The sequence below is a fragment of the Actinomyces sp. oral taxon 175 str. F0384 genome (assembly GCF_000223355.1).
Taxonomy (GTDB): domain Bacteria; phylum Actinomycetota; class Actinomycetes; order Actinomycetales; family Actinomycetaceae; genus Actinomyces; species Actinomyces oris.
The window spans coordinates 388,018-413,827 of record NZ_AFUR01000001.1 but is presented as its reverse complement, the minus strand read 5'-3'; the positions used below and the strand labels follow the sequence as shown (position 1 = coordinate 413,827).

Below are 25,810 nucleotides of genomic sequence, written 5' to 3'. Positions count from 1 at the left end.
CAGCCGCCGCATCACGCGGAACCTGAGATGACCAGCCCGCCCTGTGCCTTTGCTCACCGGCTTTTCCCGGACCTCCGACGCCGACGCTCGAAGCACCCGGTCGGCCCATCGACCCCTGATCGAGGACGTACCTGCCCGCCGAGGACTGCGTTGTCCTCCAGACGACTGGGGCACTACCGTCGTCCTTTGGGGGAACAGGACGTCCTCGTCGGAAAGCGCAGTCCCCGATCCGCCTGACTGTCATCATTCATCGGTAGCAGCCAACGACGCCGACGCCGCAGCCTCCCGGGAGGGATGCTGCGGCGTCGGGGGCCGTCTCGACGTCGTCGAGGGCGGCGTTCAGCCGAGGGTCACTTGGCGCGCTCGAGGATCTCCAGGAGGCGGAAGTGCTTGGTGGCGCTCAGCGGGCGGGTCTCCATAATGGAGACGAGATCGCCGACACCGGCCTCGTTGTTCTCGTCGTGGACCTTGACCTTCTTGGAACGACGGAGGACCTTGCCGTACAGGGAGTGCTTGTAGCGCTCCTCGACGAGGACGACCACCGTCTTGTCCATCTTGTCGGAGACGACGTAGCCGCGACGCACCTTGCGCTGGGGGCGCTCGGTGGACTGCTCGACGTTCTCAGTGCTGGTCTGCTCGCTCACTTGGACTCCTCCGTGCTCGGGGCGGTGCGAATACCGAGCTCACGCTCGCGCACGATCGTGTAGATGCGGGCGATGTCGCGACGCACAGCCTTGAGACGTCCGTGGTCCTCGAGCTGGCCGGTCGCCGAGGCGAACCGGAGGTTGAACAGCTCGGCCTTGGCCTTGGAGAGCTCCTCGGAGAGGCGCTCGTTGTCCATGCCGTCGAGGTCGGCGGGGGTCAGGCCCTTGGAACCGATTGCCATCAGACGTCACCACCCTCACGAGTCACGAAACGGGTCTTCATCGGAAGCTTGTGCTGTGCGCGGCGCATGGCCTCGCGGGCGAGGGCCTCGTCGACACCGCCGAGCTCGAACAAGATGCGTCCGGGCTTGACGTTGGCGATCCACCACTCGGGTGCACCCTTACCGGAACCCATACGGGTCTCGGCGGGCTTTTTGGTCAGGGGGCGGTCCGGGAAGATGTTGATCCACACCTTGCCGCCACGCTTGATGTGGCGGGTCATGGCGATACGGGCCGCCTCGATCTGGCGGTTGGTGATGTAGGCGGGCTCGAGGGCCTGGATGCCGTACTCACCGAAGGCGATCTGGTTGCCGCCCTTGGAAAGGCCCGTGCGGTGCGGGCGGTGCTGCTTGCGGAACTTGGTCCGGCGGGGGATGAGCACGGCTCAGGCCTCCGTTCCCTGGTCTGCGGCAGCGGTCTCGGCGGCCGGCGTCTGCTCGGCTGCCTGCTGCTGCTCGGTGTTCTGACGCGAACCGCGCTCACCGCGGTCGCCACGACGGCCGCCGCGGCGCTCGCCCCGGCCCCGGCCACGGGAGCCGGACTCGGCCTGCTGGCGGGCGAACTCGCGCTCGGTGATGTCGCCCTTGTAGATCCACACCTTGACGCCGAGGCGGCCGAAGGTGGTCTTGGCCTCGTAGAAGCCGTAGTCGATGTTCGCGCGCAGGGTGTGCAGCGGCACGCGCCCCTCGCGGTAGAACTCGCTGCGGCTCATCTCGGCGCCGCCCAGGCGGCCGGAGCACTGCACCCGGATGCCCTTGGCGCCGGCGCGCATCGCGGACTGCATGCCCTTGCGCATGGCGCGACGGAAGGACACGCGGGAGGCGAGCTGCTCGGCGATGCCCTGGGCGACCAGCTGGGCGTCCAGGTCGGGGCTCTTGACCTCGAGGATGTTGAGCTGGACCTGCTTGCCGGTCAGCTTCTCGAGCTGACCGCGCAGGCGCTCGGCCTCGGCCCCACGGCGACCGATGACGATGCCGGGACGGGCGGTGTGCAGGTCGACGCGCACGCGGTCACGGGTGCGCTCGATATCGACCTTGGAGATTCCGGCCCGCTCCATGCCGTCCTCCATGAGGCGGCGGATCTTGACATCCTCCTCCACGAAGTCGCGGTAACGCTGACCGGGCTTGGTGGAGTCGGCGAACCAGCGCGAACGGTGGTCCGTGGTGATGCCCAGGCGGAACCCGGTCGGGTTGACCTTCTGCCCCATTACCGGGCTCCTTCCTTCGTTGCGGCGTCGGACTTGTCCCCGACGATGACGGTGATGTGGCTGGTCCGCTTGAGGATCCTGCTGGCCCGGCCCTGCGCACGGGGACGGAACCGCTTCAGGGTGGGACCCTCGTCGGCGAACGCCTCGATGATGAACAGGTCGTTCTCGTCGAAACGCTCACCGTCACGCTCAGCCTTGAACCGGGCGTTGGCGATTGCGGACTCGAGGACCTTGCGCACCGGCACCGCAGCGGCCTGCGGGGCGAATCGGAGCACGTTGACGGCCTCGACGGCGCGCTTGCCGCGGACGACGTCCACGACCCGGCGCGCCTTCATCGGCGTGCAGCGCACGTACTTGGCCTGCGCCTTGGCTTCCATGTTCTCTGCCTCTCAAACTTTCCGACGTCCGTCAGCGACGCGACTTGCGGTCGTCCTTGACGTGCCCGCGGAAGGTGCGGGTCGGAGCGAACTCACCGAGCTTGTGGCCCACCATGGACTCGGTAACGAAGACCGGCACGTGCTTACGACCGTCGTGGACGGCGAAGGTGTGCCCCAGGAAGTCCGGCGTGATGACCGAACGGCGGGACCAGGTCTTAATGACGTTCTTGGTGCCCTTCTCGTTCTGAGCGTCCACCTTCTTGAGGAGGTGGTCGTCGACGAAGGGACCCTTCTTCAGACTACGCGGCATGATTCAGGCTCCTATCAGCGCTTCTTGCCGGTCCGACGACGACGCACGATGAGGCGGTCGCTGGACTTGTTGGGACGGCGGGTGCGGCCCTCGGGCTTGCCCCACGGCGAGACGGGGTGACGACCACCGGAGGTCTTGCCCTCACCACCACCGTGCGGGTGGTCCACCGGGTTCATGACGACACCGCGGACGGTCGGGCGCACGCCCTTCCAGCGCATACGGCCGGCCTTGCCCCAGTTGATGTTGGACTGCTCGGCGTTGCCGACCTCGCCGATGGTGGCGCGGCAGGCTGCCTCCACGTTGCGGATCTCCCCGGAGGGCATGCGCAGCTGCGCGTACTTGCCCTCCTTGGCGACCAGCTGGACGGAGGTGCCGGCGCTGCGAGCGATCTTGGCCCCGCCACCGGGACGCAGCTCGACCGCGTGGACGACCGTACCGGTGGGGATGTGACGCAGCTGCAGGTTGTTGCCGGGCTTGATGTCGGCGCTGGGGCCGGCCTCGACGACGTCGCCCTGACGGAGCTTGTTCGGGGCGATGATGTAGCGCTTCTCGCCGTCCATGTAGTGGAGCAGGGCGATGCGCGCGGTGCGGTTGGGGTCGTACTCGATGTGAGCGACCTTCGCGGGCACGCCGTCCTTGTCGTGACGACGGAAGTCGATGAGACGGTAGGCGCGCTTGTGGCCACCACCCTTGTGGCGGGTGGTGATACGACCGGAGGAGTTACGTCCACCGGACTTGCTCAGCGGGCGCACCAGCGACTTCTCGGGCGTGCTGCGCGTGATCTCCACGAAGTCGGCCACGGAGGAGCCGCGACGACCCGGGGTCGTGGGCTTGTACTTACGGATTCCCATATCGATCCTTTACCTTCCGTGGCGCACTAGGCCACATCACCGAAGATGTCGATGGTCCCCTCGCGCAGGGTGACGATCGCACGGCGGGTGTCCTTGGACTTGCCGATCCCGGTGCGGGTGCGGTGCGTCTTGCCCTTGCGGTTGATGGTGTTCACCGAGGAGACCTTGACATCGAAGATGGCCTCAACGGCCTGCTTGATCTCGGTCTTGTTGGATCCCGGCGCCACGATGAACGTGTACTGGCCACGGTCCATGCAGGCGTAGGACTTCTCGGAGACCACCGGCGCGATGATGACGTCGCGGGGGTTCTTGGACTTCTCGAGGCTCACTTGGACTCCTCCTCACCCTTGCCCAGGAACGCGTCCAGGCCAGAGGCCGTGAAGACGACGTCGTCGGACTTGAGGACGTCGTAGGTGTTGAGCTGGTCGGCCCACAGGACGTGCGCCTCGGGGGCGTTGCGCAGGCTGAGCCTGGACAGGTCGTCCTGACGGTCCACAATCACCAGGGCCTTGCGGTCGGTGAGGTTGCGCAGCGCGACCAGGGCGTTCTTGGTGGAGGGCACCGTGGTGGTGACGAACTCGGTGATGACGTGGACGCGGCCGTTGCGGGCGCGGTCGGACAGGGCGCTGCGCAGGGCGGCGGCCTTCATCTTCTTGGGGGTCCGCTGGGTGTAGTCGCGCGGCTGCGGGCCGTGGACGGTGCCACCGCCGACGAACTGCGGGGCGCGGGTCGAGCCCTGGCGGGCGCGGCCGGTGCCCTTCTGGCGGTAGGGCTTGCGGCCACCGCCGCGGACGTCGCCGCGGGTCTTGGTGGCGTGGGTGCCCTGGCGGGCCGCGGCCAGCTGGCCGACGACCACCTGGTGCATGAGCGGAATGTTGAGGGGGGCGTCGAAGACCTCGGCGGGCAGCTCGACGCTGCCGGTCTTCTTGCCCGCGGAGTCGACGACGTCGACGGTGAGTGCCTCAGTCATGGTCTCAGGCTCCCTTCACGGCGGTGCGGACGACGACGACCGAGCCCTTGGGGCCGGGGATCGCGCCGTTGACGAGCAGAACGCCCTTGTCAACGTCGATGCCGCGGATCTTGAGGTTCTGGACGGTGCGGCGCGCGTGGCCCATACGACCGGCCATGCGCAGGCCCTTGAAGATGCGCCCGGGGGTGGCGCAGGCGCCGATGGAGCCCGGCTTGCGGTGGTTGCGGTGAGCACCGTGGGAGGCGCCGACACCGGCGAAGCCGTGGCGCTTCATGACACCGGCGAACCCCTTACCCTTGGAGGTCCCGGTGACGTCGACCAGCTGGCCGACCTCGAAGGTGTCAGCGGCCAGCTCCTGGCCGGGGGTGAACTCCGACGCCAGGGAGGTGCGGATCTCCGCCACGTGGCGGCGGGGCTCGACCCCGGCCTTGGCGAAGTGGCCGGCGAGCGGCTTGGTGACCTTGCTGGCGTCGATGTCGCCGAAGGCGAGCTGAACGGCCTCGTAGCCATCGGTCTCGATGGTGCGGACCTGGGTCACGACGTTGGTGTCGACCCGGACGACGGTCACAGGGCGCAGGACCCCGTTCTCGTCCCAGATCTGCGTCATGCCGAGCTTGGTGCCGAGCAGCGCCTTGGCAGGCGCGGCGGCAGCCGGCGTGTTAAGCGTTGTCATGGCAGTCCTCAGAGCTTGATCTCGATGTTGACGTCAGCGGGCAGGTCGAGACGCATGAGCGAGTCGACGGCCTTGGGCGTCGGGTCGACGATGTCGATCAGCCGCTTGTGCGTGCGCATCTCGAAGTGCTCGCGGCTGTCCTTGTACTTGTGCGGCGACCGGATCACGCAGAACACGTTCTTCTCGGTCGGCAGCGGCACCGGGCCCACGACCGTCGCGCCAGCGCGGGTCACGACGTCGACGATCTTGCGCGCCGAGGAGTCAATGACCTCGTGGTCGTAGGACTTGAGCCGGATGCGGATCTTCTGTCCCGCCATGGCGCCTAACCTCTCTTGTACTTGCTTCTGGCCGGTCCACGCGCTCGGGCGTGTCGCTTCAGGACGCGCGCCGCTCCCGCGTCGGGAGGCGGTGAACCGGTCTGGACACACGGAAACCCGTTCAGGAGGAACGGGTCCGTCAGTATGATTCCCGGGGTGATCCCGGGGCGGCACAACCAGGGGCACGCATGTGCACGCCCTTGGCCGGCCGGATTACGTTATCAGGGCTCGCGCGGGCAGCGGAACCCAGGATGGGGCCTAGAGGCTGTGAGTCCGCCCACTGGCCCCCGCGCTCGGGCGTGTCGCGTCCAGCACCGGGATCTCCGCGGTGTCGATGAGCTCCTGGTCATCCCATTGTCCCGACGGCGCCGACAGCGACGCGATCTCCTCCAGGAGCGACAGGTTCTCCATCTCGGAGGGCTGGGGAGGCACCGGAAGGTCGGTGAACCACCGTTGGGGCTCGACGCCGGCGTCGTCATCCATCCAGATCCGCATCTGCTCCGCCCAGGTCTGGGGGCGCGGCTCCTCCTGCGCAGCACGGGCCCTGGCCAGGGCCCGCTCCTTGGCCCGCGCCGCCGCGTAGCCCGAGCGCCACAGGTACAGCCCGATGACGATGAGCCCCGCGGCCAGACCCACGGCCCACCAGGGGAAGTGGGGAACGTCGGGGCGCTTGCCCGCCGCCGCGAGGTCCTTGGCAGGGGTCGGGTAGATGCGCTCGCCGGTCAGCAGGATGCGGTGGGTGTTGATGCCCAGGGGCGTGCAGGTCACCAGGGTGAGCAGGTCCTTGCCCTCTTCGGCGCGCAGAGCCTCGGTCTCCTCGGGCTCGACGACCTTGGTGCTGGTGACCCGGTAGGTGAGGACCTCTCCGAAGACTTCGACGATGAGGCTGTCACCGGTCTTGACCTTGTCCAGGTTGGTGAACATGGTGGCCTCGGCCAGGCCGCGGTGCCCGGTGATGACCGAGCGGGTCCCCTCTCCCCCGACCGGCAACGAGGTGCCCTCCAGGTGCCCCAGGCCCTTGAGGAGGGTGTCGTCGGCCGTGCCGTGGTAGACGGGCAGGTCCAGGGAGATGGAGGGGATCTTCAGGCGGGCCATGAGGCCCTCGTTGTTGGCCTTGAGGATGTTGGCGTACTGCAGGGAGCTGTCCTTGCTGGAGCCGGCGCCGGTGGGGACGTGGTTGTTGGCCTCCAGGACCGCTCCGGCCGAGAGCGCGTCGTTGTAGGCGTGCGCCTGCTCGACCTGGGTCTTGGCGTCGGGACGGGCCCCATCGACCTGGGCGGAGTAGTCGGCAGTCACCTTCGACTGGTTGTACTGGGCGACCCAGGAGGCCGCCGTCGGATAGGTCAGCAGCCCCATGCCCACCAGCGCCATGATGGAGGTGACCAGGGCGGAGACCGACAGGCGCCAGGCGCGGGGACGGCGGTGCTTCTGGAGGCTCGAGGCGCGGGTGCGCGGAGTCCGGGCGGTGCGGGGTGTGCGTGCTTTGCGGGAGATCATGGGGCCTCGTGCGCTTCCAGGGTCGGGTGGACGGGGTTGAGGATGGTGCGGGTTCGCACATGGCGGTGCAGGCGCTCGACGGATCGGGGTCCGTCGAGTGCCTGCACCGGTTCCGCTCAGGCCTCGGCCTCAGGATCGAGACAGGTGAGGAACCCGGTCAAGACGTGGCTGAGGAAAGGCTCTTGCGGTTGCCGCTGCCGACCGGGACTCACGGGCCCCGGTCGGCAGCCAGTGTCATCAGAGCGCGAGGTTCGCGTTCTGCTTGCGCTCGCGGTAGCGGGCCACGAGGACGGAGCCGACGGCGATCATCAGCAGGGACGCGCCGGAGGCGGTCAGGATGAGCATGCCGTTGGCACCGGTCAGGGGCAGGCCCGGAACCGACTGCTTGGTGTTCTCGATGGTGACGTTGTCCGTGGTCACTGCACCGACCTCAATCTTGACGGGGGTCACGGCGCCGTCACCCGCGGGCAGGACGTAGCCGGCCGGAGCCTTGGTCTCGACCAGGACGTAGCAGCGCGCGGTGGCATCCTTCTGGTTGTCACGGTTCGCACCGTCGATGGAGTCGGAGATGAACAGGCCCTTGACGTTGATGGCGCCCTGGGCGTCCGTGGTCAGCGTGGTCTCGCCGTTGATGGCGATGGGGTCGCCTTCCTTGTCCTTGGTGCAGGTACCGGCGTAGGCGTTCTTGGCCTTGTACAGCTGGAACTGAGCGCCCTGGAGGCCGGCCTTGTCCTGGCCCTGCTGGTGGTTGTCCACCTTCTTGATGAGCAGGTCGCCCCAGCGGGAAGTCACCTCGTTAGAGGTCGGCGGGTCGTTGGGGTTCGCCGGGGGCTCCTCGGGCGTCGGGGGCTGCTCGGCGTAGACGGTGTCGCTGATCACCTGAGCCCGGTTCGTGATGGCGCCGTTGCGGGCCTCGGTCACCTTGCCCTGGAAGACGGCGGATACCTTCTTGCCGGGGGCGGCCTTGATCTTCTTCAGACCCTCGGCGGTGAAGGTGACGGTGACGGTCTGCCCCTTGGTGTCCACCTGGTAGTCGGTGGGATCCAGGGTCGTGCCCTCGAGGGAGACCTCAGTGGCGGTCACCGCCGTGAGGCGGTCGTCCAGGGTGTCCCTGAGCTGGAAGTACTTGTAGAAGGACTTGGCGTCGAGAGTCGGCGCCGTCGAGCTCACCGGGAACTTGACGAGGGAGCCGACGCCGTAGCCGTTGAGCTTCTGCTCCTGGATGCTCTTCTCAACGCTGATGGCCTCGTTCTTGGGGTAGACGTGGACATCGTAGATCCACTGGCCGTCGGCGCCCGCAGCGGTGTTCGGGTGAGGAACCGTCACCACGAAGGGCTTGGCCTTCTGGACGATGTTGCCGGGGGTCGTGGTCTCGCACACGAGGTAGGCCTGAACCGGCATGTCCGTAATCGTGGCGAGTCCCTCGTCATTGGTGGCCGGGGAGACCTTGGGGGTGCCGAACTGGTGCGCTCCCAGCGTGGGGGCGGCGGGGTTGGTGCAGGCGCTGTCCGGCACGCCGGCCTTGGACAGGTCACTGATCGTGTCCCACCCGGCGGGGTCCTTCAGGTTGATGTCGGTGATCGGGTAGGCGGTGAAGACGACGCCCTGGACGGGAGCCCCCTTGCTGTCCGCGTTCTGCGGGGTACCGGTGGGGTTACCGATGTCCTTGCCACCACCGTTGAGGTGCTTGTGGATGGCGAGGGAGCCCTTCGCCTCAGTCTTGATGTTTCCGTAGTTAGGCGTTTCCGTGGCCACGGCCGAAGGGGCCAGGCCGAGGAAGGCCAGGGTGAGGACACCGGCTGCGGCAGCAGCCCGACGCCCCAGCGTGCTGGCGTTGTGCTTCATGGGTTGGGATTTCCTTTCACTGTGCGCCGCGGGGAGATGCGAACGCGTGGCAGAGGTATGGATAGGGAGTTCTTCTCCGGTGGACGGCTCCGTCTTGTCCGACGGCGTCACCGGCGCCTCCGACCTTTCATGCGTGGGTCGGTGGGCGGATCAGTCGAGGTTGCAGTGACGGCGCCTCCTGAGGAGTCCGGTGGAGATCGCCAGAGCGGAGACGACCGCTCCTGCGATCAGGAAGATGTGCGCACCGCGTCCACCTGTCAGGGGCAGGCGGGGGGTGGCCGCCTTCTCGTTGGTGAAGGCCTTCGAGAAGGAGTACTGGAGGGCATTGGGCTTGATGGCGAAGCTGCGGCTCGTCGTGTCAAGCCGGTATCCCGCGGGAGCCCGCTTCTCCACCAGGGAGTAGGAGCGCGTGTCCCAGGGCAGGCCGGTCACGGTGAAGGAACCGGCCGCGGGGTCCGTATCGGCGTAGAGGCCTCCCGGGCACCGTCCCCTGCCACTGGCGATGACGCAGTCGGTGACGGTGGTCCTGGCCGGGACTCCGGGGCCGCTGAGCGTCCACTCCGAGCCGCCCAGGGCGTGTCCGCTCGTGTCCTGCTTCTTCCAGGACACGGCTCCGGTCAGACGCTGGTTGGTCACGACCCCCCTGGTGACACCCGTGGTGTCCTTGAGCCCAGCCTTGAGGTTGGCGCCGGAGACATCGTTGAAGGCCAAGGTCTTGTCCAGGCGCTGGTATCCACTGGGGGCGGTTCTCTCGGTGACGGAGTAGCTCCCCCACGCCAGTCCGCTGACCTCGAAGACACCCGGAGCCGGGTTGGTGTCCCGGTAGGCGCCGCCTCGGCAGCCCGCCGCCTGGCAGTCCTCGACGACGGTGCCGGCGGGGACGCCGGGACCGGTCAGGGTCCAGCTGGTACCGCCCAGAGGTGTCTGACCGTCCTGGTCGACCTTGGTCCAGGACAGCGCTCCGGGCTTGGTCGTGTTGGTGACCGAGCAGGTGATGCGATCGGCACCCTGCACTTGGATCTTGGATCCTGTCAGGCTCGAGCCGCTCCAGCTGCCGCGTGTCCCGGGGGTCTGGGCGCACTGCCATGCGCTCGCCTCGTAGCCCGGTGCCTGGGGGTTCGTGGAGGACTCGCTGAGCGCGTACTGTCCTGGACGCACCACCTTGATACCGGTGTCAACGTTGCCGGTCACCTGCTGGGACGCCGCCCCACCATTGCCCTGCTGGGCCTTGAGGGTCCACTGGTCGGCCCCGAGGGCCCTGACCTGCCCGGTGTACGGGGCCTGGACGTTCTTCACGAGCCGGATCGTGGGGACGCGCACCGCGATCCGGTAGTCCTCCACCTCGCCGCCCATCGTGCTGCCGGTGGGCTTGAGGTTCACTCCTGCCTCAGCTGTCCTCACCCGTAGGTAGGTGTGGGGCTGGGATCCGGCCTCCCCGTCGATGCTGCGCACGACGTCCTCGGGGACGGTCCACCGCAGTGTGGCATTACCCCAGCCGTCACAGGTGGTTTGACCGCTCTTCTCGGTGGCGTCGAAGACGCCGTTGTGGTTCCAGTCGATCCAGCCGGCCACCGCTCCCCGGCCGCCGCAGCGGACGTTGGTGGTGTACTGCTGTCCCGGGGCGGTCTCAATGCCTGAGGCGGGGATGGAGACACCGTCCTCGTCGTTGCCGTACCAGCCGTCGTTGTCGTCGCCGTCGGCCCCGTCGCTGAAGCGCTGCTGGGACTCGGCGTCAGTACCCGAGCCCAGGTAGGGTCCGGTGGGCTGCATGCGGGTGGTGTTGATGAGGCGGCCACCGAACAGGTCATAGCCGTTGCGGTTCGTGACCTCACCACCATCCCACCTGGGCTGCAGGAGGGCGGAGGCGCTGCCGTAGGAGACCGGCGCGTCACCGAAGTCGGTGACCAGGACCAGCCCCAGGGCGACGGCGGAGTAGCCCGATCCCTGCATGGTGATGGTGGCGCTGGTGGCCCCTTCCATGAACATGGAGACCGCGGGCCCACCGATGCCGTTGGGCTTGGAGTAGCCTCCGCCGTTCTGGTAGACGCACTCCTGCGCCGTGTTGTCCAGCCTCAGGGTGCGGTTCCCGTTGGAGAAGCTCGCGCGGGTCGTGACCGGCCGCCCGGTGCCTCCTCTGGTGTCCGTGCAGTTACTGGAGCGCCCGCCGTCCAGGAGGCGCCAGGTGACTCGTTGATTGCTGGGCACCTCGGCCTGGATCCATTCGCCGTCGAAGGGCTCATTGGTGCTGCCGGGGTTGGAGGCCTCCGCGTCGGCGAAGACCAGGCCGTTGAGGGCCACCGGTGTGGAGCTGCCGTCGGGGGCCTGGAGAGCAGCGGAGCAGGAGACGTCGAAGCTGATGCGTGAGTATCCGCCCGTGGGCGTGCGGTTGGCCCGGCGGTCGTTCTTGTCCCTGCCGTCCCAGGTCTTGTCCCCGTTGTAGGCGTAGCCGTTGGCCAGTCCGATGACCATCTGGTTGTGGTTGGTGTAATTGTCCGGGTACTTCAGGCCGTTGTGCCACTCCGAGCTGCCGTCGCTCCAGCCCCCGGCGCCACCGGTGTTGTAGAGGTTGTCGAGGATGTCACCGGCCCAGGTGCCCGGAATCGTGGCGACCAACGGGCCGCGGGCAAGATCGTCGGGAAAGCCCTTCTGGTGACCAAGGTGCCTGAGATTGGACAGATTGCAGGTGGTGACCAGATATCCGGCCTCCCCCAGGTCGCGGTAGTTGGTGAAGGTCCTGCGCTGCCCGTAGTCGAGCACGGGAACATTCGGCTTGGTCCGGCCGGCGAAGTTCTGGTCGTAGTCCGCCCACTGGAGCCACTGGATGGTATCCCGGTACCAGCTGGTGCCGCCCTGGGCGAAGACCGCCGGAAGCGCATCGGCGGGGAGCCCGCTCGGGGCCGCCCCGGCAGAAGGCTGCTCAGTGCCCACGAGCGCCGCAGCGACGCAGGCGAGTGCCGCAGCGCCGGCGATGAGCTTGCGCAGGCGAGGCTTGATGGCATGACGAGACAGCAAAGGGAACACTCCGATTCATGGGCAACCAACAGCGCTGGGACCGCCTTCTTTTAGGCGTCGACTCCATGCCCTTGGCAACAGGGATTAACTTAGTTGACGTAGTCGGGCAATACAGGATCGGTGATGGATCTGAAATCGTCCGTTATGGCATTGCGACACCATTCATTACATCGGAATCACGAATACGAGGAAATGGTGTCATTCATATTTCTATTCACGCTGACGGTCGGCTGTGCCCTTTCCCGTCATGGGACACGAAAAAGACCTCCCCGGTCAGAGCAGATGCTCTGACCGGGGAGGTCTGGTGCTACGCGGAGGCGCGGAGCGTCAGTGGGTCACTTGATGACCTTGGTGACGCGGCCGGAGCCGACGGTGCGACCACCCTCACGGATGGCGAAGCCGAGGCCCTCCTCCATGGCGATGGGCTGGATGAGCTGGACGGTCATCTCGGTGGTGTCGCCGGGCATGACCATCTCGGTGCCCTCGGGGAGGGTGATGACACCGGTGACGTCCGTGGTACGGAAGTAGAACTGCGGACGGTAGTTCGAGTAGAAGGGGTTGTGGCGGCCGCCCTCGTCCTTGGTGAGGATGTAGACGTGGCCCTCGAACTCGGTGTGCGGGGTGATGGAGCCGGGCTTGCAGACGACCTGACCGCGCTCGACGTCCTCGCGACGGGTGCCGCGCAGGAGCAGACCGCAGTTCTCGCCGGCCCAGGCCTCGTCCATCTGCTTGTGGAACATCTCGATACCGGTGACCGTGGTCTTCTGAGCCTCGCGGATACCGAGAATCTCGACCTCGGAGTTGATCGGGAGCTTGCCGCGCTCCACACGACCGGTGACGACGGTGCCGCGACCGGTGATGGTGAAGACGTCCTCGATGGGCATGAGGAAGGGCTTGTCCATGTCACGCTCGGGGGTGGGGATGAAGTCATCCACCGCGTCCATGAGCTCCTTGATCTTGCCGGCCCACTCGGCGTCGCCCTCGAGGGCCTTGAGAGCGGAGACGCGGATGACGGGAGCCTCGTCGCCGTCGTAGTCCTGGGAGGACAGCAGCTCACGGACCTCCATCTCAACCAGGTCGAGGAGCTCCTCGTCGTCCACCATGTCGGACTTGTTGAGGGCCACGAGGAGGGCGGGGACGCCCACCTGGCGGGCGAGCAGGACGTGCTCGCGGGTCTGGGCCATCGGGCCGTCGGTGGCGGCGACCACGAGGATCGCGCCATCCATCTGGGCGGCACCGGTAATCATGTTCTTGATGTAGTCGGCGTGCCCGGGGGCGTCGACGTGCGCGTAGTGGCGCTTGTCGGTCTCGTACTCGACGTGCGCGATGTTGATGGTGATACCGCGCTGACGCTCCTCAGGAGCCTTGTCGATCTCGTCGAAGGGGGTGAAGGGGTTCAGCTCGGGGTACTCGTCGTGCAGAACCTTGGAGATCGCAGCGGTCAGCGTCGTCTTACCGTGGTCGACGTGACCGATCGTTCCGATGTTGACGTGCGGCTTGGTCCGCTCGAACTTGGCCTTGGCCACTGGTGTCCTCCTGGGACTCGGGTAGTTCTCTTCGTCGGGATTCGACTAGCACACATGCTAGCCGCCCGGGCGTCGAGAGTCTCTACTGGTGGATGTTGGAAATCTTACTGAACTGGGTCCCGGTCGGCACCCGAGGGGCGCCGTCGGGCCGGGGTCCGCCGCGGTCGCGTGCAGCCGGTGCGGACCCCGGAGGCAGGGCGTCAGGCGCCCTTGACCTTGGCGATGATCTCGTCGGCGACGTTCTTGGGAACCTCGGCGTACGAGTCGAAGGTCATGGAGTACACGGCACGTCCCTGCGTCTTGGAGCGCAGGTCACCGACGTAGCCGAACATCTCCGACAGGGGCACGTTGGCGCGGATGACCTTGACGCCGACGGCGTCCTCCATCGAGGCGATCATGCCGCGACGGGAGTTGAGGTCACCGATGACGTCGCCCATGTACTCCTCGGGAGTACGGACCTCGACGGCCATGACGGGCTCGAGGAGGACCGGCGAGGCCTTCTTGGCACCCTCCTTGAACGCCATGGAACCGGCGATCTTGAAGGCCATCTCGGAGGAGTCGACCTCGTGGTAGGCGCCGTCGATGAGGGTGGCCTTGATGTCCACCATCGGGTAGCCGGCCAGGACACCGGTGAGCATGGCGTCCTGGACTCCGGCGTCCACGCTGGGGATGTACTCGCGGGGCACGCGGCCACCGGTGACGGCGTTGGCGAACTCGTAGTGCGCCTTCTCGCCATCGGCGGTCTCGGCGGCCTCGTCGGCCACGAGGGGCTCGAAGCTCATCTGCACCTTGGCGAACTGGCCGGAGCCACCCGTCTGCTTCTTGTGGGTGTACTCGACCTTGTCCACCTTCTTGCGGATGGTCTCGCGGTAGGCGACCTGCGGGGCACCCACGTTGGCCTCGACCTTGAACTCGCGGCGCATGCGGTCCACGAACACGTCCAGGTGGAGCTCGCCCATACCGCCGATGACGGTCTGGCCGGTCTCCTCGTCGAGGGAGACGGTGAAGGTTGGGTCCTCCTCGGAGAGCTTCTGGATGGCCACACCCAGCTTCTCCTGGTCGCCCTTGGTCTTGGGCTCGATGGCCACGTGGATGACCGGGGCCGGGAAGGTCATGGACTCCAGGACGATCGGGGAGCCCTGGGCGCACAGGGTGTCACCGGTGGTGACGTCCTTGAGGCCGATGAAGGCGTAGATGTGGCCGGCGTGGGCCTCCTCCACCGGGTTCTCCTTGTTGGAGTGCATCTGGAAGAGCTTGCCGATGCGCTCCTTCTTGCCCTTGGTGGCGTTGAGGACCATCTCGCCCTGGGAGACCTTGCCGGAGTAGACGCGCACGTAGACGAGCTTGCCGTAGAAGGGGTGGGTGGCCACCTTGAAGGCCAGGGCGGAGAAGGGAGCCTTCTCGTCGGCCGGACGGGTGAGCACCTCCTCCTCGTTACCGACGGCGTGGCCCTCGACGTCGGGGACGTCGAGCGGGGAGGGCAGGTAGTCCAGGACGGCGTCGAGCACGGGCTGGATGCCCTTGTTCTTGAAGGCGGACCCGGCCAGGACCGGGAAGGCCTCACCGGCCACGGTGAGCTTGCGGATGCCGGACTTGAGCTCGGCGATGCTGAGCTCCTCGCCCTCGAGGTACTTCTCCATGAGGGCGTCGTCGGCCTCGGCGACCGTCTCGACCAGCTGGGCGCGCAGCTCCTCGGCCTTGGCGACCAGCTCGGAGGGGATCTCCTCGTACTCGACGACGGAGCCGCGGGTCTCCTTGCCGTCGGCGTCCTTCTCGGGGAAGCGGATGGCCCGCATCTCCAGGACGTCGACGAGGCCGGAGAAGTCGTTCTCGGCGCCAATCGGGAAGTTGAGGACGATCGGGGTGGCGTGGAGGCGGTCACGGATGGTCTGGACGGAGAAGTCGAAGTCCGCGCCCAGCTTGTCCATCTTGTTGATGTAGCAGATGCGCGGGACGTTGTACTTGTCCGCCTGGCGCCACACCGTCTCCGACTGCGGCTCCACACCCTCCTTGCCGTCGAAGACCGCCACGGCGCCGTCGAGCACGCGCAGGGAGCGCTCGACCTCGACCGTGAAGTCCACGTGTCCGGGGGTGTCGATGATGTTGATCTGGTTGTTCTTCCAGAAGCAGGTGGTGGCCGCGGAGGTAATGGTGATACCGCGCTCCTGCTCCTGCTCCATCCAGTCCATCGTCGAGGCGCCGTCGTGCGTCTCGCCGATCTTGTAGTTGATGCCCGTGTAGAACAGGATGCGCTCTGTCACGGTGGTCTTACCGGCATCGATGTGGGCCATGATGCCGATGTTGCGGACCTTGGTGAGGTCTGTCAGCACGTCAAGTGCCACTGGTGGTGTCCTTCGTTCGTGTGGGGTACGGAGCTGATTCCGGCACTACCAGCGGTAGTGGGCGAAGGCCTTGTTGGACTCGGCCATGCGGTGCATGTCCTCACGGCGCTTGACCGCGGCGCCCAGGCCGTTGGAGGCGTCGAGAATCTCGTTCATGAGACGCTCGGTCATGGTGTTCTCGCGGCGCTGGCGGGAGAAGTCCACGAGCCAGCGCAGCGCCAGGGTGGTGGCGCGGCCGGGGCGGACCTCGACGGGCACCTGGTAGGTGGCACCACCGACACGACGGGAGCGGACCTCCAGGGCGGGGCGGATGTTGTCCAGAGCGCGCTTGAGGACCGAGACCGGGTCCTGGTCCGTCTTGGAGCGCACGCCCTCCAGGGCGCCGTAGACGATCCGCTCGGCGGTGGACTTCTTGCCGTCCAGCAGAACACGGTTGACGAGCTGGGTGACGACCGGCGAGCCGTAGACGGGGTCGACGACGAGCGGGCGCTTGGGTGCGGGACCCTTACGAGGCATTACTTCTTCTCCTTCTTGGCGCCGTACTTGGAACGTGCCTGCTGGCGACCCTTGACACCCTGGGTGTCGAGGGCGCCGCGCACGATGTGGTAGCGGACACCGGGAAGGTCCTTCACACGACCACCGCGCACGAGCACGATGGAGTGCTCCTGGAGGTTGTGGCCCTCACCGGGGATGTAGGCCGTGACCTCGATACCGGTGGACAGGCGCACACGGGCGACCTTACGGAGGGCGGAGTTCGGCTTCTTAGGGGTCGTGGTGTACACGCGGGTGCACACGCCACGGCGCTGCGGACTGGCCTTGAGCGCCGGCGTCTTGGACGCGGAGCGCTTCGTCGAGCGGCCCTTGCGGACCAGCTGCTGAATGGTAGGCACTACTGATTCTCCATTGGGACGTGAGTCTGTATCTGGCTGCTGCCTGCGTGCCGGGCCGCTCCCCCATTGGTGGCTCGACGGCGCACGCCACCGCGGAGAGGGCCGGCCCGCCGGGATCGGGGCGAGCCCGATGACGACGTCCGGAGCCCCGCAGTCAGGGGCCCGTCGGTTCCCGCCGCGGCAGACCCGCGTCACGATGTCGCACCTGAGCCGAGCAGGCCTGGGGCCTGGGACGAGTCCGACGTCGCTGGGAACGGAATGGAGATGCGGTGACCCGCCTGCGGGCACCGTCGGCCAGGCTACCCGTTCGCCGCGTCAGGGCGCCAGGGCGGAGGGAGAGGTGAGGGCGTGGTGCTGGACACGCCGCAGGACCACGAGGAAAGGTGCGGGCACACTGACGTCGGCTCCCGAGCACTCATTGGAGGACGCGAGACACGCATGAGTCCTCTCCATTTTCCCCACCTCGAAGGTAGCGAACGTGCGAGAGTGTGGAGGTGAACGTCTCCGCACTACTGGCCGCCATCGCCGTTGGCGGCGCAGCCATCGCAGTCGTCACCCGCCCAGCCTCGGCGTTCGCCCGCCGGTATGTGTCCGACCTGGAGCAGGACAGGGCACGGACCGGGGCCACCTCATCCCGTGACGCCACCACCGAGCCGCGAGAATTCCGCGCCCTGTGGCTGCTGACTCCCACTTCTCAGGGCATTCTGGCCGCTGTCCTGTGCGCGGCGACGCTCGTGCGGGGAGCGGCTGGCGGGGCGTGGGGCGAGGTGATCGTCGCCCTTCCCCTCGTGGCGCTGCTCGGCGCGGCATGCAGCGTTGACGCCGTGTGCCACCGGCTCCCCAATCGCATTCTCGGCCCTGCGGCCCTGTGGACCGGCACAGCAACCTTGGCTCTTGCGCTGTTCAACGCGACCACGGGGACGCCCCTCCCCGAAGCAGGCTGGGCAGCCCTCAGGTCCATCCTGTGCGCAGTGAGTGCCGGCGTCATTGTGGGCGCCATGGCACTGCTACCCGGATCGGGCATGGGACTTGGGGATGCGAAGCTGTGTGCCGTTCTTGGGCTGTGGCTCGGATACTTCGGCGGAACCTATGCCACGATGGGCATTATCCTCGGATTCTTCATCGGTGGGATCACCGCCGTAGCACTCATGGCCTGTCGCCTGGCGGACCGCAAAACATTCATCGCCTTCGGTCCCTACCTGTCGCTAGGAGGCTGGTTGGCATGGATGCTCGCGGTGGCATGACTCCGCAGGACGATTGTGCGCACTTACCCCCACCGCACATCGACGTGGCGGTTGGCGGCCTTGCCCGCCTCGTTGACGCTGCCGTCCGCGTTGGTCTCGGAGGCCACGGGCTCGCTCTCCCCCTTGCCGGAGGACTGGACGTTCAGGGAGGGGACCTTGGAGGTCAGGTAGTCGGCAACAGCCTTGGCCCGCTGCTCGGAGAGCGTCTGGTTGTGAGCGTCGTCGGCGACGGAGTCCGTGTGCCCCACCACGGTGACCGTGGCGGGAGCCTTGCCGTTCCAGCGCTTGACAATCTCGTCGAGCACCTGCTTGGCGCGGTCGGTCAGGGCCGAGGAGTCGACGTCGAAGGTGACGTCTCCGGACAGTGAGGCCACCGTGGTCTGCCCGTCCGAGGAGTAGGTGACCGCGCTGTCCGAGCTGCTTGAGCGCGACACCGGCGTGACGACGCGGTCCACGGTCTGAGCCACCCGGGGGTTGCCCGGCCCGGCGCTCTCCGGTTGCTTGGTGATCGTCGTCGGGTCGGCTGTGGCGCTGTTGCTCGCAGCCGCCAACGGGTGGCCCGCTTGCGGTGCTGCAGGTACGGCAGCAGCCGAGGCGGACACTGGCCACGATGTTGCCCACACGACGGCGACTGCGGCTGCAAGCACCCCTGACCGAAACCGAGACCGAGACGTGGCGCCCCTTGCCCATCCCCCATTCATCTGCCGTCTCATCGGGTCACCGCCACGTTGCTGAAGGTCCCTCCATTCGGGATGGTGATGGTGACGTTCTTCGCCTCGGCCGGCACACCGGTGAAGGTCGCCTGGAGTGCGATCGTCTGACCGGGCTTGACGAACTCGTTGAGGTCACCGGAGCACAGGCAGCCGCCTTGGGAGTCATAGGAGACTCGATAGATGTTCGAGGAGGACGGCTCAATGAGCGTGATTCCATCGACGTTGTTCTTACTTCCTCCCGGTGTCGCCTTTCCGCTGGGCTGCGGAATCGAGTCGTCCCCATCCGAGAAGTAGTCGGAGACGTACATATCATTGCTCTTGTCGTCATTCGTCACGGAGAACATGACGGTGACCGTCGTCCCCGTGGCGGAGACGGAGTTCAGGGAGACGGTTGCAGGCTTGCTGTCAATGCTGCTGGTGTGCGACTCAATGGCCGCACCCTGGCTGCTATTGCTATCACCCCCGGGCTGCGCCGACTTCGGCGCTGAAGCCGACGTCGAGGTCGACGCCCCCTTCTCACCCGAGGAGCCTCCTGGCAGCTGACAGGACGCCAAGGTCGCCGCCAGACCAATACTGCTCACGGCAGCCAGGAGCCGCTTCGAAGTAATCGTCATGATGGACCTCCAATGCTCTCATTCAGGCCACTTCAACCTGAGGAATACCGACACTCTATGCAGCATTCCTTATTCGAGACATGGGGAGACTCCCACGGGGAAAAACTGTGCCGTACCCATGATGCCCACGGGTACTCCAGGGGACCCACATGCTCCCCATGCAGCAATGGGGAGTACCTGGGGAGCGATGGGGAGTACCCGGGGAGCCCCACTTGCTAGCAATATTACGTTACGATTACGCTCTGTCTTTGAGAAATTCCGGCGGACCCATGAAGGAGTTCTTGTGTCGCCCATCTTGCCTGGTTCTTCTTGTGTTCCTTCGGCACCGTCTCGTCGGTCTTTCGTGGCTCTCTCGGCCCTGGTGGGTGTGGGTGTACCGGTGCTGACCGGGTGTGACCTGCCGGGGACATCGAGGGGCAAGGAAGGGGCGGCCTCTCCGTCAGGCTCCACCGCCGGCGGGTCAGCCACAGCCTCGGCCAGTGCTCCGGCTAAGGCGGGGAGCACTGAGTGGCAGAAGCTCGACGGCCACGTCATGGGCCACAAGGTGAGCGTGGAGGTGTCCCCCGTCATCCGCCAGGACGACAAGACCTCGATCATCGCCCTGAAGCTCACCCGCGCATCCGACGACGCCTCCATCGACGCCGTCAACGCCCATCCCTTCAGCGACAACAAGAACGAGGTCATCCTCTCAAGCTACGTAGGGGCTCCAACCATCTTTCGGCCTGGCGCCGGCGCCGACCTGGTCAAGCTCCTCGACACCGGCTCCGGGCGCGTGTGGAGCGCCGTCGACGGCAGCGGCGGAATGCTGGAGCTCACCCCCGGCGAGGAGATCATCTCCTACCTGTCCTTCGGCAAGGTCGACACCGACACCGTCACCGTCATGGTCCCCATGGCCGGCTTCACCACCGTCTCCGTCCTGGACGCCGACAAGGCCAAGAAGGCCAAGATGGACCTGAGCACAGCCCAAACCGACATCGACAAGTACCCGCGCGCTGCCCCCGAGCTCGCTGACCCCGTCGCCATCGAGCGCTACACACGCTCTCTGGACGACTCCACCAGCACCCACGCCGGAGGCAAGGACATCACTGTCACCCTGGCCAGCGACGTCACCTTCGCCTCCGACTCCGCCGACCTGGCCTCGGGCGCCGAGGCCCAGCTGAAGACCGTGGCCGGCCAGCTGAACCAGCACCCCGACGGCGGCACACTCACCATCGTGGGACACACCGACGACGTCCAGGACGACGCCTACAACCAGACCCTGTCCGAGAAACGAGCCAACGCCGTCAAGACCCGCCTCGCGCAACTCACCAAGCTCGACAAGTGGAAGACCAGCGTGTCCGGCAAGGGCGAGAGCCAGCCCAAGATCAAGGACACCACCGACCAGGCCCGAGCCGCCAACCGACGCGTCGAGATCACTCTGACCCCCACCGGCGGCACCACCCCCAAGGGCAGCAGTACTGCCACCCCCAGCAGCAGCACAGCCCCTAGCCCCAGCAGCGGTAAGCTGCCCGACCCCCAGGGCCCCGTCGCCAAGGGAGCCGAAGGCGTCACCCTCACCCCCAAGAGCGGTGACACCAGCGGAGAGGTCACCATCACCCTCGACCAGGTCACCCGCTCCGGCGGCTACCTCCTGGGCACCATCACCTGCACCGTCAAGGACGGATCCACCGGTGCACAACTCCACCCCCTGCTCCAGGACCCCCAGACGGCACTGAGCAACCAGCGCGACGAAGACGGCAGCGCCTTCGTAACCCAGTTCGCCAGCGATGGCCTGACCCTCCTCAGCAACGGCGAACGCGTCTTCCCCGCCGACTACGTCGACGCCTACAACAAGCAGCACCTCCCCCTGACCGAGCTACACCTCTACGACCACCTCAAGACCGGCACCACCACCGTCTGCGTCGTCTGGCCCGACCCCGGCGGCGACACCATCACCCTCGACCACGCCAAAGACAAGTACTCCATCCCAGACACCGCCTACCGCCTCACCGACATCCCCATCAAGAACAACTGAAAGGACCCGCGCCATGCGTCGTCGCGTATTTCTCTCCGGAGCAATTCTGACCGGTGTCGGGTTGCCGATGCTGGCCGGGTGCAAGCTGCCCTGGCAGTCGAAGCATCAGGCCGGCTCTACCTCAGCGGCCTCGACATCAGCATCGGCATCGGCCTCGCCGTCGGCAGTCAAAACACCGGGGACAGCCGCACCCACAGCATCGGCCGCGCCGCAGGGATGGCAGGAACTCGACGCTCACGTCATGGGTCACCACCTGGGGATCCAGGTCTCACCACTGGTGCGCCGCGACGAGAAGACCACCGTCCTGGCCCTGAGACTGACACGAGCCAAGGACGACCCCGCAGTCAAGGACATCGCAGACTCCTCGCATGATCCCGGAAACAACACCTTCGAGGCAACTAGCCCACTGGGACGCCCCATTCACATCAGGACCTTTGACTGGGGTGCGACCGGGGTGCGCCTGCTGGACCTGCCCAACAACCGGGTGTGGGTGGCCACCACCGGTGTGGAGAACAAGGTCAAGGACAACTACAACAAGCTGGCACTCAAGCCGGGCGAGTCCACCAGCTGCTTCGTTCTCTTCGGGGCTGTGGATGCCAAGCAGGTCACCGTCTTCGTCCCCCAGGCCGGCTTCGTCACCGTCGACGTCGTGGACAAGGACGCCCCTGGCGCCTCCGGCGTCGACCTTGCAGCAATGGACAAGGCCTTCGACAGTGTCGCCACCATCGGCTACTCCCGAGACAAGGCCAAGCCCAAACAGGCACTGGAGGCCCCAGTCACCATCGAGCGCTACTCCAGGGCTCTGGATGACTCCAGCAACACCCACACGGGGAGCAAGGACATCACCGTCACCCTGGCCAGCGACGTCACCTTCGCCTCCGACTCCGCCGACCTGGCCCCCGCCGCCGAGGCGCAGCTCCAGACTGTGGCCGGCAAACTCGGCCAGCACCCCGAGGGAGGGACGCTCACCATCGTGGGACATACCGACGACGTCCAGGACGACGCCTACAACCAGACCCTCTCCGAGAAGCGGGCCAACACTGTCAAGACCCGCCTCGAGCAGCTCACCAGTCTGGACAAGTGGCAGACCAGTGTGTCCGGCAAGGGCGAGTCCGAGCCCAAGATCAAGGGCACCACCGACGAAGCCCGGGCCGCCAACCGACGCGTCGAGATCACCCTGACCCCCACCAGCGGCACCACCCCCAAGAACACTGCCCCTCCCGCTGGAACCGGTTCCTTGCCCGAGACCAAGGGCGCCGTCGCTAAGGGCGCTGAAGGCGTCACCGTCAAGAATGACAGTGGTAACGGAGAACTCACCATCACCCTGGACCACGTCACCCGCTCCGGCGGCTACCTCCTCGGGCAGCTCCACACCACCCTCAGCACCAAGAACAACTCCACCACAGGCCTCTTCCACTGGTTCAAGGACAAGGAGGTCTTTCTGTCCAACGTCCGAGGAGAGGATGCGAGCGGCGAGACTACCGGCTTCTCCGCCGACGGGTTGACCCTTCTGGCCGGAGGCGAGCGCATCTACCCCGCCGACTACCTCGACGCCGAGTTCAAGACCCACGTCCCCCTCACCGAGCTCGCACTCACCCCGTTCATCAAGGCCGGAACCACCACTATCTGCGTCGTCTGGCCCGACCCCGGCGGCGACACCATCACCGTCGACCACACGACGCCCATGAAGCAACTCTCCGACTTCGCCTACCGCCTCACCGACATCCCCGTCAAGAACAGCTGAAAGGACCCGCAGCCATGCGTCGTCGCTTGTTTCTCTCCGGAGCGATCCTGACTGGTGCGGGCCTGCCGGTGCTGGCGGGCTGTGATCTGCCGGGGGCATCGAAGGGCAAGGCAGGGGCGGCCTCTCCGTCGGGCTCCCAGGCCGGGGGTTCGGCCTCGGCCGGCCCGGCTAAGGCGGGCAGCACCGAGTGGCAGAAGCTCGACGGCCACGTCATGGGCCACAAGGTGAGCGTAGAGGTCTCCCCCGTCATCCGCCAGGACGACAAGACCTCGATCATCGCCCTGAGGCTCACCCGCGCATCCGACGACGCCTCCGTGAAAGAGACCAATATCAGCTCCTACGGCGGAGATGACAACAAGCTCAAGACTGATAACTATCTGGGAGCTCCGACAACCTACGGTCCCGGCATCGGCGCCTCATGGACCAAACTTCTCGACCTGGACTCAGGTCGGGTGTGGAGCGCCGTCGACGGCAGCGGTGTTTCTCTGTACCTCGCCCCCGGCGAGGAGATCACGTCCTACCTGTCCTTCGGCAAGGTCGACACCGACACCGTCACCGTCATGGTCCCCATGGCCGGCTTCACCACCGTCTCCGTCCTGAACTCCGACGATGCCAAGAAGGCCGGCATCAACCTCGCCACCGCAAAGAAGGAGCTTGCTAAGTGGCCCGACGCCATCACGAAAGATACGGCCCCCGTTGCCATTGAGCGCTATACCCGGGCCCTGGACGACTCCACCAGCACTAAAGCCGGCAGCAAGGACATCACCGTCACCCTCGCCAGCGATGTCACCTTCGCTTCCGACTCAGCCGACCTGGCCTCGGGCGCCGAGGCCCAGCTGAAGACCGTGGCCGGCCAGCTCGGTCAGTACCCCGACGGCGGGACGCTCACGATTGTGGGGCACACCGACGACGTCCAGGACGACGCCTACAACCAGACCCTGTCCGAGAAGCGCGCCAACGCCGTCAAGACCCGACTCGAGCAACTCACCAAGCTCGACAAGTGGAAGACATCCGTCTCCGGCAAGGGCGAGTCCGAGCCCAAGATCAAGGACACCACCGATGAGGCCCGGGCCGCCAACCGACGCGTCGAGATCACCCTGACCCCCACCGGCGGCACCACCCCCAAGGGCAGCAGCACCGCCACCCCCAACAGCAGCGGTGGTGGCAAGCTGCCCGAGCCGAAGGGGCCCGTCGCCAAGGGATCCGAGGGCGTCACCCTCACCTCCAAGGGCTCCGACACCAGTGGGGATGTCACCATTACCCTCGACCAGGTCACCCGCTCCGGCGGCTACCTCCTGGGCACCCTCACCTGCACCGTCAAGGACGGCTCCACCGGCGCACTACTGAGCCAGTTGTGCGCTGACCCCCAGACAGTCTTGGCCAACCAGCGTGACGAGGACGGTGGAGCCGTACAAACCCTCCTCGCCAGCGACGGCCTGACCCTCCTCAGCGACGGCGAGCGCGTCTTCCCCGCCGACTACGTCGACGCCTACAACAAGCAGCACCTCCCCCTGACCGAACTCAACCTCTACGACCGCCTCAAAGGCGGCACCACCACCATCTGCGTCGTCTGGCCCGACCCCGGCGGCGACACCATCACCCTCGACCACCAACACCACAGAATCACCAACGACTACGGCTACCGCCTCACCGACATCCCCATCAAGAACAGCTGAGACCTGTCCGGGCCTCCTTCACGGCGGAGAGGTCGTCCCCGTCCTTGCGAGAGGGAGAGGCAAGGACGGGGACGACCGGCTTCTCCCCTCCCCCATCCGGTGCGCCACCGACGCCTTCACCGTAGTCAGCGCGGCACCCCGCGGACCATGGGCAGATGCTCCCGTGGAGGGCTCGTGCAGTCCCCAGGCAGGCCCCGGGGACCGGCACTCCCCCGCAGGCGAAGAACGGCGTCGGCCGCCTCCCGCATGAGGAGGCGGCCGACGCCGTCGTGAAGAAAAAGAGCCTCAGGCCTTGGTGACATCCATCGGGATGCCGGGGCCCATGGTGGTGGTCATGGTGGCCTTGAGGATGTAGCGGCCCTTCGAGGTCGAGGGCTTGAGGCGCAGGACCTCCTCCAGGGCGGCCTGGAAGTTCTCCGTCAGCTGCTCCTCGGTGAAGGATGCCTTGCCGATGATGAAGTGGAGGTTGGAGGCGCGGTCCACGCGGAACTCGATACGGCCGCCCTTGATGTCGGAGACGGCCTTGGCCACGTCCATCGTCACGGTGCCGGTGCGGGGGTTGGGCATGAGGCCACGGGGGCCCAGGACGCGGCCCAGGCGGCCGACCTTGCCCATGAGGTCCGGGGTGGCCACGGCGGCGTCGAAGTCCGTGTAGCCCTTGGCGACCTTCTCGATGAGCTCGTCGCCACCGACCTCGTCCGCGCCGGCGGCGAGGGCCTGCTCGGCGCGCTCACCCTGGGCGAAGACGACGACGCGGGCGGTCTTACCGGTACCGTGCGGCAGGGACACGGTGCCGCGGACCATCTGGTCCGCCTTGCGGGGGTCGACCCCCAGGCGGAAGACGACGTCCACGGTGGCGTCGAACTTAGTGATCGAGGTGGACTTGGCCAGGTGAACGGCCTCGGCCGGGGTGTAGAGGACTCCGGACTGGATCTTCTCAGCCGCGGCGCGGTAGGCCTTGGAGCGCTTGGTCATCTGCTTCTCCTTGCAGTCGTGGTGTTCGGGCCGCGCGAGGCCCTTCCACGGTTTCGTATGGGGGTTGAGTTGAGAGAGCCGGCGGGCCGG

At 66.7% G+C, this 25,810-nt stretch carries 25 protein-coding genes; 4 read left to right on the top strand and 21 right to left on the bottom strand.

Annotated features, from left to right (window positions below; translation table 11 throughout):
• Nucleotides 1–350 precede the first annotated feature (350 nt).
• The 18 genes from rpsQ to rpsL all read right to left on the bottom strand — a co-directional run bounded on the left by rpsQ (nucleotide 351) and on the right by rpsL (nucleotide 16,740).
• Complete coding sequence (gene rpsQ / locus HMPREF9058_RS01630) at nucleotides 351–644, bottom strand: 30S ribosomal protein S17 (protein ID WP_003789301.1); 294 nt, start codon at nucleotides 642–644, stop codon at nucleotides 351–353.
• Nucleotides 641–886, bottom strand: a complete 246-nt coding sequence (gene rpmC, locus HMPREF9058_RS01625; RefSeq protein ID WP_009403578.1) for a 50S ribosomal protein L29 — start codon at nucleotides 884–886, stop codon at nucleotides 641–643. Before rpmC ends, rpsQ begins: the two co-directional genes overlap by 4 nt.
• Nucleotides 886–1,305 (bottom strand): 50S ribosomal protein L16, encoded by a 420-nt coding sequence (rplP, locus tag HMPREF9058_RS01620; RefSeq protein WP_003781881.1) that lies wholly within the window; start codon nucleotides 1,303–1,305, stop codon nucleotides 886–888. The genes rpmC and rplP overlap by 1 nt, the downstream gene beginning before the upstream one ends.
• A gap of 3 nt (nucleotides 1,306–1,308) precedes the next feature.
• Nucleotides 1,309–2,130: a 30S ribosomal protein S3 gene (rpsC, locus tag HMPREF9058_RS01615; protein ID WP_003789299.1), complete on the bottom strand. Its 822-nt coding sequence runs from the start codon at nucleotides 2,128–2,130 to the stop codon at nucleotides 1,309–1,311.
• On the bottom strand, nucleotides 2,130–2,507 hold the full coding sequence (rplV, locus tag HMPREF9058_RS01610; RefSeq protein WP_003789298.1) for a 50S ribosomal protein L22: 378 nt from the start codon (nucleotides 2,505–2,507) through the stop codon (nucleotides 2,130–2,132). The genes rpsC and rplV overlap by 1 nt, the downstream gene beginning before the upstream one ends.
• 31 nt (nucleotides 2,508–2,538) lie before the next feature.
• Complete coding sequence (gene rpsS / locus HMPREF9058_RS01605) at nucleotides 2,539–2,817, bottom strand: 30S ribosomal protein S19 (RefSeq protein WP_003786073.1); 279 nt, start codon at nucleotides 2,815–2,817, stop codon at nucleotides 2,539–2,541.
• 14 nt (nucleotides 2,818–2,831) lie between these two features.
• On the bottom strand, nucleotides 2,832–3,668 hold the full coding sequence (gene rplB / locus HMPREF9058_RS01600) for a 50S ribosomal protein L2 (protein WP_009747234.1): 837 nt from the start codon (nucleotides 3,666–3,668) through the stop codon (nucleotides 2,832–2,834).
• 26 nt (nucleotides 3,669–3,694) lie between these two features.
• On the bottom strand, nucleotides 3,695–3,997 hold the full coding sequence (rplW, locus tag HMPREF9058_RS01595; protein ID WP_003786064.1) for a 50S ribosomal protein L23: 303 nt from the start codon (nucleotides 3,995–3,997) through the stop codon (nucleotides 3,695–3,697).
• Entirely contained in the window at nucleotides 3,994–4,638 is a 645-nt protein-coding gene (gene rplD / locus HMPREF9058_RS01590; RefSeq protein ID WP_009403568.1) for a 50S ribosomal protein L4, read from the bottom strand. Before rplD ends, rplW begins: the two co-directional genes overlap by 4 nt.
• A 4-nt stretch (nucleotides 4,639–4,642) precedes the next feature.
• Nucleotides 4,643–5,311, bottom strand: a complete 669-nt coding sequence (gene rplC / locus HMPREF9058_RS01585) for a 50S ribosomal protein L3 (RefSeq protein WP_003789295.1) — start codon at nucleotides 5,309–5,311, stop codon at nucleotides 4,643–4,645.
• A gap of 8 nt (nucleotides 5,312–5,319) precedes the next feature.
• A complete protein-coding gene (gene rpsJ, locus HMPREF9058_RS01580) occupies nucleotides 5,320–5,628 on the bottom strand; it encodes a 30S ribosomal protein S10 (RefSeq protein WP_003786051.1) in 309 nt (102 codons plus the stop codon).
• Nucleotides 5,629–5,886: 258 nt separating this feature from the next.
• Nucleotides 5,887–7,125: a class C sortase gene (locus HMPREF9058_RS01575; protein ID WP_009747501.1), complete on the bottom strand. Its 1,239-nt coding sequence runs from the start codon at nucleotides 7,123–7,125 to the stop codon at nucleotides 5,887–5,889.
• A gap of 237 nt (nucleotides 7,126–7,362) precedes the next feature.
• Nucleotides 7,363–8,970 carry a SpaH/EbpB family LPXTG-anchored major pilin gene (locus HMPREF9058_RS01570; RefSeq protein ID WP_009406155.1) on the bottom strand — a complete coding sequence of 536 codons (1,608 nt, stop codon included), beginning with the start codon at nucleotides 8,968–8,970 and terminating at the stop codon, nucleotides 7,363–7,365.
• A gap of 150 nt (nucleotides 8,971–9,120) precedes the next feature.
• Nucleotides 9,121–11,991, bottom strand: a complete 2,871-nt coding sequence (locus HMPREF9058_RS01565; RefSeq protein WP_009747652.1) for a CshA/CshB family fibrillar adhesin-related protein — start codon at nucleotides 11,989–11,991, stop codon at nucleotides 9,121–9,123.
• A 326-nt stretch (nucleotides 11,992–12,317) separates the two neighbouring features.
• Nucleotides 12,318–13,508 (bottom strand): elongation factor Tu, encoded by a 1,191-nt coding sequence (tuf, locus tag HMPREF9058_RS01560; protein WP_003789287.1) that lies wholly within the window; start codon nucleotides 13,506–13,508, stop codon nucleotides 12,318–12,320.
• Between the two features lie 200 nt (nucleotides 13,509–13,708).
• Nucleotides 13,709–15,850: an elongation factor G gene (gene fusA, locus HMPREF9058_RS01555; RefSeq protein ID WP_009405721.1), complete on the bottom strand. Its 2,142-nt coding sequence runs from the start codon at nucleotides 15,848–15,850 to the stop codon at nucleotides 13,709–13,711.
• Between the two features lie 45 nt (nucleotides 15,851–15,895).
• Nucleotides 15,896–16,366 (bottom strand): 30S ribosomal protein S7, encoded by a 471-nt coding sequence (rpsG, locus tag HMPREF9058_RS01550; protein ID WP_003786052.1) that lies wholly within the window; start codon nucleotides 16,364–16,366, stop codon nucleotides 15,896–15,898.
• On the bottom strand, nucleotides 16,366–16,740 hold the full coding sequence (rpsL, locus tag HMPREF9058_RS01545; RefSeq protein WP_003786082.1) for a 30S ribosomal protein S12: 375 nt from the start codon (nucleotides 16,738–16,740) through the stop codon (nucleotides 16,366–16,368). The genes rpsG and rpsL overlap by 1 nt, the downstream gene beginning before the upstream one ends.
• Before the next feature lie 494 nt (nucleotides 16,741–17,234).
• Here rpsL and HMPREF9058_RS01540 point away from each other — a divergent pair, with 494 nt between their 5' ends.
• Nucleotides 17,235–17,984, top strand: coding sequence for an A24 family peptidase (locus HMPREF9058_RS01540; protein WP_254654029.1), 750 nt, complete (start codon nucleotides 17,235–17,237; stop codon nucleotides 17,982–17,984).
• 23 nt (nucleotides 17,985–18,007) lie between these two features.
• On the opposite strand, the gene HMPREF9058_RS01535 is transcribed toward HMPREF9058_RS01540, so the two are convergent.
• Both HMPREF9058_RS01535 and HMPREF9058_RS13725 read right to left on the bottom strand, forming a co-directional pair.
• Complete coding sequence (locus HMPREF9058_RS01535) at nucleotides 18,008–18,586, bottom strand: OmpA family protein (RefSeq protein ID WP_009406139.1); 579 nt, start codon at nucleotides 18,584–18,586, stop codon at nucleotides 18,008–18,010.
• Nucleotides 18,587–18,693: 107 nt separating this feature from the next.
• Entirely contained in the window at nucleotides 18,694–19,311 is a 618-nt protein-coding gene (locus tag HMPREF9058_RS13725; RefSeq protein ID WP_254654028.1) for a hypothetical protein, read from the bottom strand.
• Between the two features lie 343 nt (nucleotides 19,312–19,654).
• Between HMPREF9058_RS13725 and HMPREF9058_RS01520 the strand changes: the two genes are divergently transcribed.
• From HMPREF9058_RS01520 to HMPREF9058_RS01510, 3 genes are all read left to right on the top strand, one after another.
• A complete protein-coding gene (locus HMPREF9058_RS01520) occupies nucleotides 19,655–21,325 on the top strand; it encodes an OmpA family protein (RefSeq protein WP_254654027.1) in 1,671 nt (556 codons plus the stop codon).
• 241 nt (nucleotides 21,326–21,566) lie between these two features.
• Nucleotides 21,567–23,069, top strand: coding sequence for an OmpA family protein (locus HMPREF9058_RS01515; protein WP_043537562.1), 1,503 nt, complete (start codon nucleotides 21,567–21,569; stop codon nucleotides 23,067–23,069).
• A gap of 14 nt (nucleotides 23,070–23,083) precedes the next feature.
• Nucleotides 23,084–24,745, top strand: coding sequence for an OmpA family protein (locus HMPREF9058_RS01510; RefSeq protein WP_009747334.1), 1,662 nt, complete (start codon nucleotides 23,084–23,086; stop codon nucleotides 24,743–24,745).
• 285 nt (nucleotides 24,746–25,030) lie between these two features.
• On the opposite strand, the gene rplA is transcribed toward HMPREF9058_RS01510, so the two are convergent.
• Entirely contained in the window at nucleotides 25,031–25,720 is a 690-nt protein-coding gene (rplA, locus tag HMPREF9058_RS01505) for a 50S ribosomal protein L1 (protein ID WP_009405977.1), read from the bottom strand.
• Between the last annotated feature and the right edge of the window lie 90 nt (nucleotides 25,721–25,810).